The sequence below is a fragment of the Bacillus sp. FSL M8-0063 genome (assembly GCF_038005545.1).
In the GTDB taxonomy this organism is placed as follows: Bacteria; Bacillota; Bacilli; order Bacillales; family Bacillaceae_G; genus Bacillus_A; species Bacillus_A wiedmannii.
The window spans coordinates 64,429-79,267 of sequence record NZ_JBBOTJ010000003.1 but is presented as its reverse complement, the minus strand read 5'-3'; the positions used below and the strand labels follow the sequence as shown (position 1 = coordinate 79,267).

The 14,839-nt window shown below is 30.7% G+C and carries 8 protein-coding genes and 1 pseudogene; 4 read left to right on the top strand and 5 right to left on the bottom strand.

Annotated elements, in window-relative coordinates:
* Nucleotides 1-76: 76 nt before the first annotated feature.
* Nucleotides 77-1,003, bottom strand: coding sequence for an aldo/keto reductase (locus MKX31_RS26870; protein ID WP_340981720.1), 927 nt, complete (start codon nucleotides 1,001-1,003; stop codon nucleotides 77-79).
* Nucleotides 1,004-1,369: 366 nt separating this feature from the next.
* Between MKX31_RS26870 and MKX31_RS26865 the strand changes: the two are divergent.
* Nucleotides 1,370-8,968, top strand: a pseudogene (locus MKX31_RS26865) (amino acid adenylation domain-containing protein).
* Between the two features lie 239 nt (nucleotides 8,969-9,207).
* Here MKX31_RS26865 and MKX31_RS26860 read toward each other — a convergent pair.
* Nucleotides 9,208-9,834, bottom strand: a complete 627-nt coding sequence (locus MKX31_RS26860; protein ID WP_240369067.1) for a hypothetical protein — start codon at nucleotides 9,832-9,834, stop codon at nucleotides 9,208-9,210.
* A 196-nt stretch (nucleotides 9,835-10,030) separates the two neighbouring features.
* Between MKX31_RS26860 and MKX31_RS26855 the strand changes: the two genes are divergently transcribed.
* Both MKX31_RS26855 and MKX31_RS26850 read left to right on the top strand, forming a co-directional pair.
* Nucleotides 10,031-10,180 (top strand): hypothetical protein, encoded by a 150-nt coding sequence (locus tag MKX31_RS26855; RefSeq protein WP_179866087.1) that lies wholly within the window; start codon nucleotides 10,031-10,033, stop codon nucleotides 10,178-10,180.
* Nucleotides 10,181-10,197: 17 nt separating this feature from the next.
* On the top strand, nucleotides 10,198-10,587 hold the full coding sequence (locus MKX31_RS26850) for a hypothetical protein (protein WP_098102784.1): 390 nt from the start codon (nucleotides 10,198-10,200) through the stop codon (nucleotides 10,585-10,587).
* Nucleotides 10,588-10,804: 217 nt separating this feature from the next.
* Here MKX31_RS26850 and MKX31_RS26845 read toward each other — a convergent pair whose 3' ends face one another.
* Nucleotides 10,805-11,479, bottom strand: a complete 675-nt coding sequence (locus MKX31_RS26845; RefSeq protein ID WP_098102783.1) for a hypothetical protein — start codon at nucleotides 11,477-11,479, stop codon at nucleotides 10,805-10,807.
* Between the two features lie 468 nt (nucleotides 11,480-11,947).
* Here MKX31_RS26845 and MKX31_RS26840 point away from each other — a divergent pair, with 468 nt between their 5' ends.
* Nucleotides 11,948-12,118, top strand: a complete 171-nt coding sequence (locus tag MKX31_RS26840; protein WP_016136248.1) for a hypothetical protein — start codon at nucleotides 11,948-11,950, stop codon at nucleotides 12,116-12,118.
* A gap of 240 nt (nucleotides 12,119-12,358) precedes the next feature.
* Here MKX31_RS26840 and MKX31_RS26835 read toward each other — a convergent pair whose 3' ends face one another.
* Both MKX31_RS26835 and MKX31_RS26830 read right to left on the bottom strand, forming a co-directional pair.
* The gene (locus MKX31_RS26835; protein ID WP_098102782.1) at nucleotides 12,359-12,655 is read right to left on the bottom strand and encodes a hypothetical protein; all 297 of its coding nucleotides are present in this window, start codon (nucleotides 12,653-12,655) and stop codon (nucleotides 12,359-12,361) included.
* 745 nt (nucleotides 12,656-13,400) lie between these two features.
* Nucleotides 13,401-14,120: an S-layer homology domain-containing protein gene (locus tag MKX31_RS26830; RefSeq protein WP_340981719.1), complete on the bottom strand. Its 720-nt coding sequence runs from the start codon at nucleotides 14,118-14,120 to the stop codon at nucleotides 13,401-13,403.
* Between the last annotated feature and the right edge of the window lie 719 nt (nucleotides 14,121-14,839).

Genomic DNA, 14,839 nt, shown 5'->3' with positions numbered 1-14,839 from the left:
AGTAGATAGACATAGGGAATATGGGATGAATTGGTATTTAATTTAGTTTAATTTTTATGGAACAATAATAGTATAGTTAAAGCTTTTTAATGAATTCAATTTCATTATTTAATAATAATGGACGAGTTAAGTGTGAAGAATTTTCTTCAACCTGAGTAGAATTTTTTGCACCAGGAATAGCAACTGAAACGGCTGGATGGCTTAAAACATAACGTAAGGCGATTTGCGCTAAACTTCGATTTGATCGTACTAGTAATCGTAATTTCTCTAATTTGTTTAAGCTATCTTTAAACCATTTTTCTTTGGGCCAATCTTTTCTTAAATCATCGTCTGGAAATTGGGTTTCATGATTAAATTTCCCTGTTAAAATCCCCATCTTAAGTGGACCTCTTATCACAGCACCTAAATTATGTTTTTCAATATAAGGAAGGATGTCTTTTTCAGGTTCTTTATTCAGAATACTATAATCGAATTGTACAACATCTAAATCATCATTCTGATTAAAATGTTTTATATAATCTAAATCATTAGTAGAAACGCCAACTGCTCTCACTTTTCCAGATTTTTTTAAGGTTTGGAAAGCTTGTAAAAAAGCTTCTGTTTCTTCAGGTTTATCCCACCAAATATGACAAAAGTATACATCTATATAATCCGTTTTAAGCCGCAGTAAACTAGCATCAAACGCATCAATGATCTTTTTAGGATCTCCATAAACGGGTGGTTGATTTGAGTCATAATGATGACCAATTAATCCACCTTTTGTAGAAAGAATGATATCCTGCCTACGTTTATGTATAGCCTTTGCAACGAGTGTTTCACTATGACCTAATCCATAAACGTCAGCAGTGTCAATAAAATTAACCCCTAGGTCAATTGCTTTATTGATTGCATCAATGGATTCATTATCTTTTACTGCGCCCCATTCATCTCCACCAATTGCCCAAGAACCGAATCCTATCTCTGAAACTATTAATCCCGTGTTACCTAATAATCTATATTCCATTATGTACGGACTCCTCCTTTACAGTTTATGTTATTAGAAATATATATAGTGACCAGTTGGAATATTCTTGAATTTGGTTTCGGGGTGTAAATTAGAGTATATATTTTAATAAATATATATGAGATTACTTTATAAAAAGTAATTGGAATTATTAGTAAAATGGTTTTTTATGCTTAAATTGAATAAAAGTATGAACTTTCACTGTATAAATATGAATTTTATTCATCATTTTAATAACTATGCAATAAGCGAAATAAATGTTGAATTTAGTCGGAAAATATATATTTACAAATCGCAGAATGTGTACATATAGTTGTAATTGTAAATATTATCCGTTTTGAAATATTTATAAAAGGAGAAATTCATATGAAGGAAATACAAAAGCAATATGAAATTGTAGAAGAATTGGATGCAACAGTAGGGCAAGAAGCATTATGGATAGCTCATCAAATGGAATTAGAAAATGGAATGAACAATGAAGCTACCATAATAAAGCTAAAAGGAAATCTTCAAATAGACACCCTTAAGAAAGCGCTTACTTTAATGGTGCAATCTTACCCGGCGCTACGTACACTATTTATTAAGAGGGACGAAAAAATTAAACAATTCATTCAAAAGAGTATAGATTTTGATATACCAATTAAGGATTTAACTGCTTTTAAAAACACAGAACAAAAATTTATTTTTAAAAAATTCTTAGACTCTATGGTGAATGAGAAATTTAATTTAGAAGAAGGGCCTTTGTTTAAATTCCACATCATTAAATTTTGTGAAGATGAATTTATTTTACATATGATTTTTCATCACATTATTTATGATGGATGTAGTTTAGGAATTTTTATCCAACAATTGTCTCATACGTATTGTGAATTACTTCAAGAAAATACGGGTTTAGTATTAGAATCTCCTTATAAGAGCCTTGTAGAATTTGAGGAAGGTTTTATTGACAGTGCAATATATAGAGAAGGATCATCCTATTGGAAAGATTATTTACAAGGTGAATTACCTCCTACAGAGTTTCCTGCTACTATTAATAAAATGAATGAACCGATATATACGAACAAAAATATAAGCAAGAATATTGATGCCGATCTATTTTATCAAATACAATGTTTTGCTAAAAGAAATAACATAAGTGTCTATCGGGTTATGTTAAGTACTTATTGTGCCTTGCTTCATCAAATGACAAATGCTGAAGAAATTATTGTAGGTATTCCAATTAATACTAGACCACACACGGAAGAAGGGAATGCTTTTGGTTATTTTGTTAATACATTACCTATACGTATAACAATAGAAAAAGGGGATACATTTAAGAGAATACTTAACAAGGTGAATAAATCTGTTCATTTGGCTATTAAGTATAAACATAATCCATATTCACATATAGTAAAAGATTTAAATCTAAATAATAATACACATCATAATATGATATATTCAACAGCATTTAATACGGTAAGGATACCTCAATTGAAAATTCCGGATATTGAGTCCACAGTTTTAACAGATTGTAAAAGAGTAAATCCTTTTAACATGACCTGGAGAATAATGAGATATGAAGGGGAAACAGAGAATAAAATTGAGGTTGACTATAATTCAGCATTATATAAACCAGATAGTATGAATGATTTAGTTGAAAGATATATATATTTGTTACAAAAACTAATGAAAAATGTGAACAAACCTATTCAATCATTGGATTTACTTTTAAAAAAGGATCATCGTTTATACAAAGATATAAACTCAAATACTCTTGCATATCCTAATTCAAAAACAGTAGATCAATTAATTGATCTACAAGCATTAAAATCGCCAAATCAAATAGCGATTTCAATGGGGGATAAATCGATTACCTATTATGACTTGCAGCAAAGGTCAAATCAAATTGCGAATTATTTACGTGAAAATGATATAAAAAAGGGACAGCGTGTAAGTATTACTATGGTGAGAGAGATTGATACAATTGTATGCATTCTAGGTATACTAAAATCAGGTGGAGTTTATGTACCAATCGATCCAAAGTTTCCTGAAAAAAGAATAGAATTTATATTAAAAGATAGTGAAAGTCAAATGATTATTACAAAGAAAGAATTCAGGGGATTAATTGAAAGTTTTGCGATTCATACAATTTATTTAGAGGATTTTCATTACACTGATTTTATAGAAAATATTGCTTCTACACATACCATAGAAGATGCTGCGTATATTATCTACACGTCAGGTTCAACAGGTTTACCAAAAGGAGTAGTTGTACCACATAGAGGAGTAATTAATTTATCATATTCATTAATGAATTAATTTAATTTAGACAAAAATGATGTATTTTTACAATTTGCAACAATGATTTTTGATGCCTCCATTATGGAGATGTTTCCGATTTTGTTATGCGGAGGAAGAATGCATTTAATTTCTGAAATGGAAAAACGTTCTGCAGAAGAATTTATAAATGTAATTAACAAGAATGGTATTACATTTGTTCTTTTACCAACTGCATTTTTTAAATTAATAGCTGATATGTCAAAAGAAATGTTGCTTAAATTAAATTCCTTAAAATGTGTATTTGTAGGAGGGGAAACCATACCTGCTGAATCAGTTCGTAAATGGCAAAGTAAAGTAGGGTTAAAGATTCCAATTCTTAACGCATATGGTCCTACTGAAGCTACTGTATGTACAACCATTTATGAAGTAAATCATGAGATAAAAGAAGAAACTTCTAATATCCCAATAGGTAAACCAATTGCTAATAGTAAAGTTTTCGTGGTCAGTCCGTTCAAAACGTTATGTCCGTCAGGAGTAGTAGGTGAATTATTCATTGGTGGTGATGGGGTTGCTAAAGGATATATAAATCAAAAGAAAAAAACAGAAGAGGCATTTAATTCTTTCGTAAAATCATATAATTGCAATAAAAAAATATATCATACTGGGGACTTAGTACGTCTTTTACCAAATGGAAACTTAGAATTTATCGGAAGGAAAGATAATCAAGTAAAACTACGTGGGTATCGAATTGAGCTTGATGAAATAGAAAGAGCATTATTTAAACACCCAGAGGTAAAAGATGCAGTAGTAGTAACTTATCAAAATGACAAAATTGCTAGCTTTTATGTATCAAAAGACAATACAGAGATAAAACAAGAGGACTTAAATACATTCTTAAGTGAAAGTTTACCAGATTTTATGATGCCAAATTATATATTTCATCTTAGAACATTTCCATTATCACCAAGTGGTAAGATTGATAGAAAAAAATTAGAATTACAAATCCCATCTTTACTTGAAAACATGCAAAATCAATATGTACCACCAAAAAATGAAACAGAAAAAAGGTTGGCAAAAACATGGGCAGAGATTTTAAATTTAGGGAAATATAGAATCAGCAGAGAGGGTGACTTTTTTAAACTTGGGGGACATTCATTAATTGCTGTGCAAGTATTAAATCAAATTCAAAAAGAGTTTCATTTGAAAATAGAAATTAGAGATATTTTTGAGCATACAACAATTGCTAGTCTATCTGCTTACATCGATAAATTAATGGAAGTAAATCATGATAGGGAAGAACAGAAGATGCAAATATTAAAAGTTGTAGATAAGGAAAGTTATCAGTTATCAAGTGCTCAAAAAAGAATCTGGTTTTTAAATAAATCTAACGGTATTAATAAAGTATATGATACACCACTACACATATATATTGAGCCGAGTTTGAAAAAAGATATTTTACAAGACGCCATAAGATTTTTAGTTGAACGACACGAGATGCTCCGAACAGTGTTTATTGAAAAAAATGGGGAGCCTAGACAAGTCATATTAAAATCAATAGCGATTGACCTGATACACCATGAGATTGAACACATGGCTAAAAAGGAACAACAAGAATATATACGTAGAACAATAAAGCAAACGGATCATACACCATTTGATTTGGAAAATGGACCGCTTTTCCGGATTAGAATTTTTAATTTTGATAAGAAAAAATCCTATTTATATATCAATTTACATCACATTATTACTGACGAGTGGAGTGTAAGGAATTTATTAGATGAATTAATGAAGGTATATAGTGCCTTTGCTAAACGAAGAAATCCTGAGTTGCCAACTATTTCTAATCGATATGTAGATTATGTTGAGTGGGAACAGGAGCAGTTAAAATTAGGTCGGTGGGATACCGAAAAATCTTATTGGATGGCCGAACTTGCAGCGCCTCTTCCTATATTAAATCTTCCTTTAGATTTTAGTAAGAATCGTCAAAGTACAAATAGAGGTACAGTATTTGAAATGAAGTTAGATAATAAAATGAAAGAGTCTTTGAAACAATTATGTGAACAAGAGAATGTTTCGATGTATATGCTATTTTTGGCAGCATATATTCAATTGTTACATTATCTAACGGATCAAAAAGACATTATTGTAGGTACACCGGTTGTTGGAAGGAATTATCAAGAATTTGAACAAATACAAGGATTTTTTGTAAATACTTTAGCAATTAGAACACAATTAAATGATGTGAAAAATTTAAAACAGCTATTACAAGTAGTGAGAGAAAAATGTTTGAATTCTTTCCAAAACCAATCATACCCATTTGATAAAGTAATTGAGCAAATAAATCCGGATAGAAGCTTTGGAAATAACCCGATCTTTTCTACTATGTTTAGTTATCAGAAAGATATTCTGCAACAACATGATGCGTACAAGCTTCAATTGTTACCTAATAAACAAGATGTTAGTAAGTTTGATATTTCTTTAGCTGTTGAAGAAGGATTGGATTATGTAGAGATTTCATTTGAGTATAATATTAATCTTTTCAAGGAAGAGTCAATTAATAGGTTTACTCAAAATTTACTTAATATACTGGACGCATTTATTCATCAACGAACAGTAGCATATGAAAATCTTTCATTCCTATCACAGGAAGAAGAATCTCTATATAAAAAGGTAAATCAGAAAGAAAGACCATATCCTTATTTTCAAAATATACAGGAGCAATTCTATAAGCAAGTAGAAAGACAATCAAATCGGATTGCTATAGCGACTGAAACGGAATCTTTAACATATAGACAATTAAATATAAGCTCTAATCAAGTAGCTCAACATTTAATCGGAAAAGGTATAAAAAGAGGTGATAAGGTAGCCATATTTTTAGATAGAAGTATGAATAGTATCGTTTCTATGCTTGGAATATTAAAAGCCGGAGCTGCCTATATACCAATCGATGTAAAATACCCTGAGGATAGAATAAATTATATAGTTAGTGATAGCGAGGCATGTAGAATTATAACGAGTAACAGATACAAAAGTCATTTGAATTTAAGCAATTATACGGTTTCAATAATAGAGGATATATATCGTACGACTATAAATGATGATGTGAAAATTTTTAATAAGCCAGATGATTTGGCATATGTGATTTATACTTCAGGATCAACAGGCAAACCAAAAGGTACATTATTAACGCATAAAGGAGTATTAAATTTAGTTGAATGGAGAAATGAAGTATTTCAGATTTCTCCAAATGATAAAGTAACACAGTTTTATTCTCATAGTTTTGATTCTTCTGTATCGGAAATTTTTTCTACTTTGTTAAATGGAGCGGAACTGTATGTATTAAGTGATGAACAGCGCTATTCAACTGTCGAATATGCCCAAGCAGTCCAAGAAATACAAGCAACTATTTCTGATTTACCAACAGTATTTTTTAATGAATTATCGACATCATCAACTAAACCGGATAGCGAGAAGATACGTTCTTTAAGATTTATGATAATGGGAGGGGAAGCTGTATCAACAAATGCTATTAGGAGTTGGCAAAATACTTTTAAAAACCAAGTGCAACTGGTAAATGAGTATGGTCCTACTGAAGCAACTGTTTCAGCGATGTACTATTTCATACCAGAATTAGAATGCGAAAATAACATTTTAGGTAGCATACCGATTGGTATTCCAATTTCTAACACAAAGGTTCATATATTGAATTCATATATGCAACATTGTCCGGTAGGTGGCATGGGTGAATTATATATTGAGGGCTTAGGATTAGCCAAAGGGTATTGGAAGCAGGAAGAGAAAACAAAACAGGCATTTATTTCGAATCTATTTTCAGCAGATAATAGTAAAAGATTATATCGAACCGGTGATTTAGCAAGGTGGTTACCAAATGGAAATATAGAATTTATGGGAAGAAAAGATAAGCAGGTTAAAATTAGAGGACACAGAATTGAATTGGGGGAAATAGAAGATGCAATGTTACAACTTAAGGGGATAAATCAGGCTGTGGTAACACAAACGAAAGATGGAATGCTATTGCAAGCTTATTATAAAACAGTGTACGGTTTAGAAATAGAGAAAAATAAGTTAGCTTTGCATTTATCAAAAGTATTGCCAGAATATATGATCCCTAAATATTACTCTCATGTGTTAGAAATACCAATAACGGCTAATGGGAAAATTGATTTCGAAAAACTGCCAGAAATAGAGTTTGATAATGAGCAAAAAGATGAGTGTATACTTAAGCCTCAAACTAAAGTGCAAAAAAACATTGCAAAAGTATGGTCCGAAGTTCTAAACATTAAATCTATAGGTTTAAAAGATGATTTCTTTAATTTGGGTGGACATTCTTTAAAAGTTATGCCGTCATTAGTCAAATTAAAACCGTTATACCCTAACTTGAAAATCCAAGATTTCTTTAAGTATAGAACAATAGAAAAATTAGCCTCTCATATTGAAGAAATGGAAGATATGTCGTTCAAGAAAGAGAAAAATATGAATGTAGCATGTATGGAAAATGAAACGAAAACGACTCCAGTTTATAAAAGAAATAAATTAGAAGAATGCGAGATAGATAGGGTGAATTATCCAAAAGCAGTTTTCCTTACAGGGGCTACAGGATATTTAGGAGCACACATTTTAGAACGCTTATTACAGTTGCCATCTACAACTATTTACTGTCTAGTAAGAAATAATGAGGATCAAGTAATTGGTGCAAAGTTAAAAGAAAGAATGATGTTTTATTTCGGTAAAGAAATTCTCCAAAAGATGGAGGAGAGAGTAGAATTAATTGAAGGAGATTTATCTTTGATAAATCTAGGTCTTGATTCAAAGCAATTGGGCCATTTAAATAATAAGGTAGAGTCAATCATACATTGTGGTGGAGAAGTTAGACACTATGGAGAACGTGAGCATTTTCAAAAGGTAAATGTTCAGTCTACAAAATACTTATTGGAATTAGCTAAGAATACAAATGCACGTTTTCATTATATATCGACTTTAAGTGTAGCTGGGCAGGCTGAAAGCGATCCAAAAGAATTTGAATTCCTTGAGTCTAATTTTGATAGAGGTCAAAATTTAGATAATGTCTACTTAGAAAGTAAGTTTCAAGGCGAGAAAATGGTCAGAGAGGCAATGGAAAAAGGGATTCGTGCTACGATATACCGTGTTGGGAATTTAGTGGGTAACTCTAAAACGGGTAAATTTCAATTCAATATTAATGAAAACGCTTTTTATAGATTGTTGAAAGGGATATGCTTATCTAACGTAGCACCTGAAGTCAATACCTATGTAGATTTAACGCCTGTAGACTATGGAAGTTTAGCTATTACTGAATTATCCTATAAGGTCAATACAATAAATAAAACAATGCATATTTGTAATCCAACTCAGCTTAAATGGAACCAATTTACTAATAGTTTACAAGCTTTTGGATACGATATTATGTTAATGAAACAAGAAAAGTATATAGAGAAGTTTTTTAATACGAATTTAACTACTGATGAACAGAAAGCTTTAGAGCTTATAATGCCTTTATTAGAATCTGTAGAAGAGCTATCAGTAGCTATACCATCTTGTTTATACACGCAAGGATATTTGAAGAATGTACATTGTTTAGAGCCAAATCAAGAATATATCAATTTGTTATTAAATTATGCTATGAGTATCGAGTTTTTACCAACCATTAAAGAACCAATATTGCTATAGAATATACTATCGATTTTGAACAGATTGGTTTATAAATATGAAGTTTTGAATATTTGTTTACTTTCGCTTATTATTTGGAAAAGTAAAAAGAACTTGTAGTTTTATCTACAAGTTCTTTTCGATTAAAAGGTTTATACATTTAGTTGGTTAGATAATATTTCAATTCTTCATATTACTAACAGAAAAAATTAACCAAGACAAATAATTCTTTTCAATAAGAGAAAAAATACAATTTTATATTAAGACCAAATCCATCGATCATCAGTTAATGCTTGAGAATCATTAACTTTTTCAATCTCATCTGTTATCGACCACTCATTACTTCTTTCAGCGTTTGCCATATGAACTTTAACCTTTTCACCTACATTAAATTTCTGCCCGTGTGTCAAATAAACTGTAACATTACGTTTACTTCCGTCATTTCCAGTATATTGAACAATTACATAATTATATTCTTCTATTCCAGATTTAAACTTATCTACTTTTGTAACATGTCCTATTTCATATTCGTATGCAAAAACATGTTTTAAATAACTTCCCTGGTGTAATGTATCAGTACCTTGAACCTTTTCAATTGACTCTGCAATCATATAGTCCGTAAAATTACGCATCATTGCACCAGTAGCTTTTATTTGATCACCAACTTTTACATTTGGTGTAGAGTTTAAATAAATACTAATAGGCTCAGAATACTTTGTTGATTCAACAGAGATAACATTATCAGTAACCTCAACTACACGCCCTTCAATTGTTGATAAATTTGAATCGATAGAAGCTGCACTTGCTTTTGTTACTTCTAATCCTGGTAGATTTGTGCCTGCAAGAGCTGCAATTCCTAATGCACCAGCTAAAATGATTTTTTTCATACCTTATAACATCTCCATTCCGGTTGTAGTTAAATGCGCAGTTAGGTTTAATTCGTAAATAACTTTCGTATATCACCTAACATGTAATCATTATAGTTACAATAAGAATGATTATCAACTACAATTGAAATGTAATTTTGCATAATAATAAATCTTGATTTAATAATTTATCATTCAAATGGAAATGAAGATGTGTATGTATGAAATTGTTACCGTAGAGCAAAAAGGAACCTTCGTGCGAAATGGGGAAAGAAAAATCCTAGGCGTAAATGGTGTGGAAATACATTATTTTAAAAATATAAAAAGTGGTGAATTTGATGATTTTAAATTTAGAGATAAAAAATAAATAAGGGGGCGTTTATTATGAAAGTAACTTGTTTGTACAACATTGGAGATTATCTAACAAAGGAAACCGAGGAAACATTTAACTTAGTTATTAAGAAGGAGTATATTGTTTATGGCATATGTAAGTTACAAAGTGGTGAGTTGACATATTTAATTTTAGGAGAACGTGGAAATATGCCATCTTGGTATCCAGCAGAATTATTTAAAATATCCGATGCGTTACAACCTATAGAAGGGTATTGTTCAGAACACAGACATGTGAAAGATACAACTATAGATTATATATGGGGATATAAAGAGTTGGCCTTGGATAATACACATGCTCTCGGTTTAATTGAAAGAGAGAATAAAGATATGGAACTATTTTTAAAGCGTAAAGCTGAGATTGATGAATTTGAGGAATTGTAATAGTATATGAATAAATTTATTAACCTATAAAAAAACGTAGGAATTAAATATTTCTATGTTTTTTGTACATAACATCTAAATAAACAGTTTATTCTTTGAAAAAGTTGAAAGATGGTATTTATATTGGCGCGAATATCTATTACAATGGACCCTATAAAAAAAGTAGTCGCAAGTGCAACTACTTTTTTTCAAAAACATTATTTTTCAAATAACATCTCTAGCGTAAACTTGCGCTTAATGGTACTTGAGAATAAACTGTGAAATTGTTACCATAAGTACCGTGTCTTGAAAATGAGGAAGAAATTGAACTGTTCCAGCTTTTGTAGGTAGACCCAGATGTATCTGCTCTTAGAAGTACATTTGAAAAGCTAGCTTGGCTAAAAGTATTACGTCCAGTATCTTCAACCCCCTGAACCATTTTTACAGGTTCATATTGAGAAAATGAGCCATATACAGGCTGATTTGCATATCTAGGGCTTCCATTTACATACATAGTAACCGTACCATTTCCGTTATTAATGAGTTTAAGGTTTACTCGATCACCATCTTTAATTGATGCATCATACTGTGTGTTCCAATACTTACTGTTTTGACCTGATTCATTATATCCTGAATTTAGAAATACTTTATATCCACTTGGTGTTTTGGAAATACCACCCTCAACTTTAGATGCTCCAATACCTAAATACCAATTCACATACCCATCTTTAACAACAACTGATTTTGGTAGATTTATATCAGCTGCAATCCCAGTATAGGTACTATTTGTAACACTTTTTACAGCACCTTCTGTAGCTGCAAAACTAGTAGTTGAAAACATTGATAGAGAAATTAGAAGTGAACCAACTAGATACATCATTTTTTTCTTACTTTTTCGTAATACTTGATTCATTTTAGATCCCCCATATTTTAAATTATTAAATTGTATGGAAAGTTGGCCAATTAACTACAACTTACAAATTAAAGATATATCAGGTTTCATTTAATGTATATATTTTCCTGTTAGAAGTCATCGAAATGTCAAATAAATTTGTTTTTTCATATTTATCAATATAGGTGGAGTTGACAGATTAAAGTCGTATGTCTATTTAAATATAAGAAGATTTTGCTAATAATACTATAAAAACCTATAAATATGTTGTGGATAATATGTACTACGATTCATTTAGGTGAGAGAAATAAGGAATGAATATTGGAAGATTTTTAAAAGGGGATATCTGAAACGTTTAGAAATAAATTAAAAACAAAGGAAATAAATAGTTTTTGTTAAGGAATTCATTGAAATAGTTCGTAGATGAAGGGGAATATATGATTTAAAAGACATGGATTTCCTATATAAAAGAAGAAAGGGGATCCAGCTATGGGAATTACAAATACAAGATCGAAGTTAGATAATGCAGCTATTGAAGAGGCAATAGAGGCATTAAAAGGTGAAAATGAATGTTTACGTATGGAAATCGATTACTTAAAAAAGTTAAAGGCCTTCGTTCAAAAAGAGATGGAATTACAGAACAAGATAAAGCAAGAGTAATTTATCTTATTAAATTCGAAAGGATGGAACATATTAAGATAGTATTAGATAATTATAGAGGTCATTACAATTGCAAAACAAAGTACAGTTAAAAGGAATGAGTCCAGTACAATACCGGACTCACATTCAAACAGCCGCTTAATTCTTTGTTTAATTCTTCAGGTCCAGTTCATCATAGGTTATCGATTGTTGGCATGCTACGCTCAGTGATTGTAATTCTTTAACTCATCTCATACTACGTTAGTTTAAGTATTGAGAGTAAAAGAATAGGAATAGAAAAATTAATGTTTTGCTAAATAATCTATTAAAGAAACTTAAAGGAATAACAAGTTCTCCTATTGTAAGGATTTTAAGTTTATCCTTATTTAGTCCTTTCATTAATTCTTTTAATGTTTGGAAGTTTATTTTATTAACGAAAGACCAACTTGGCACAGCTTTTGTATCTGAACCTATTTTGAAAATGATATGAATACTATGTGCATGAAAACCGCTTATTATTAAAATAAGCATAAATCCTAAAATAATGAACCAAGTCATTTTTTAACATCTCCTTTCAGTATTTAATATTAAGATATTAAAACTGTTGAGAAAGTGTGCTGTTGTCCATGAAAAATATTGTGAAATTGTTGAGGAAACGTTGAGAATGTTGAGATGCTATTGATTGTAGCGGAGTTAATAATGCTTGTCATATTATATGTGTGAAAAAAGGAAATAGGAAAGAGAACAGAGAACAGTTGCGTAGACTGTTCTCTTAAGGAGCGGAAGTGCTGAACATTTTCAATGACAATGATTCAAACCTTCCGTTAATAGTATGTGCATATATTTATAATTCATACAAGAAAGGCAGCTATAAAAAATAGCCGCCTTGCCTCAGGGAGAATTCAAGAAAATTAGAGATTCATTATGGATACAGATTGGCTGTTACCAATTTATTCATATTATTAGCAGGGGTTCAATAAATTATTCATAAGTTAAGATCTTACTTCATCGTAGGGTGAGTGACATGCAAAGTAAAAAGAGCACTTTTTAAAAGTGCTCTTTTTAAGGTGTGTATTAGGACTTGAAAGAGGCATCAATGACAATTTAGAAGGAGATATCTCAATACAACATATGGAGGTACTATGGAATGGTGACGATAAAAAATAAAAGAGCAGTTAGAATGAACTAACTGCTCAGCTCCAGGGGAATTGGAGACTTGGTTTTTTATAGTATTAGCAAACTTTCGGTGTATTATTCGAAAATAGATATAGATGGTTAATTATTAATATTGTATTAGTGCATTTTATCCTTTAAATAGTGTTCCTCCATTAGTAACATGAGACTCTCCACTTTCTCCAATTTCCTCAACAGGAATAAGTGGTAAATTATTATTACCTGGTTCATTATTTCTATTCATAGCATTATAAATAAATTGTGCGTACTGTTCTCTAGATACCTTCATATATGGACTATAGTTATTGTTACCTGTGCCTTCCGCGATATGGTTGGAATGAATAGCATGAATTGCATCTTTTGCCCAATATCCATTTGGTATATCTTTAAAAGTAAATGCTCCCGTTGCTTTTAGCTGGAATGCCTTCGTTAATACAGAAGCCATTTCAGCACGTGTTAAAGTATCCTTAGGGCGGAAGTTACCATGTTTATCTCCAGTGAAGATTCCTAAGTTTGTGACAGATAAAATCTCCTTTGAGTAATGGGTTGTGAGAGAATTGATATCTGAATAAGGGTTAGTATATGTTTCTTTATTTTCTGGTTTGAGGTAATTGTACATAAGAATGGCAACTTGTTCTCGAGTTACATCATCTCCAAAGCCAAATATCCCATTTCCGTATCCAGATAGGATCTGTTTTTCTTTTAAGTCACGTATTGCTGTAAATGACCAATGGTTTTGTGGTACATCAGCAAAGACTTCTTCAGCATGGGCGGTATAATGTCCAACTCCAAGTATTGTTAAGGTACTAATAGATAGTGCAGAACATAATGTAACTAATTTTCTTTTCATAACATTTCCTTTCTAAAAGCGATATATTATTTTAATAAGTACATTTAAACCTATTATAATTATATATAAATATAATGTATTTGATAGGTATATTTATGTAGATATAAAATATAATAGTGCTATATTTTAAAAAAGGGATATTAATCAGTGACTAGATTTGGATAAAATCTACTTGATTTTATAAAGGGGAAAGGGATAGTTTCAATTATCGAGACAGTAAAGGGATAAGCAAAAAGGATTACTTTTGAAGAAAGTGTGTTGTTTTAGTTGTATGAGGAGTTTTAATTATCGTATAACTTCGTCTTATATAGTTAGGGAAAATGAATGGATAAATTGGATAGAAGTCTTTGTATATCCTATAGGCTTAATTCTATGTATGATACTTGGACATTTTGGGTTACCAGAATTTTTAATATTAGTAGGGTTAGAATGTATTGTATGAGGTATTCTTATGGCAATAGGAATTAGCGTCATATAGAAAAAATAAGAGCGCAGAGCATTTAAATAGAATGCTTTTTATTTTGCATAGAAAAAGGAACCCAGAAGGGTTCCTTTTCTTATTCCGATCTATCTTAAGCGCATATAAGATAATGTTATTTTACATCTTAATATTAGGAATTATAATAAATAAGTAGAGATTACTGTGAGTTGGTGTAAATGGGAGAAAGAACCATGAACCTTTCTGCATGCTCTGGTTGTAATAAGACTTGCATGTGGAT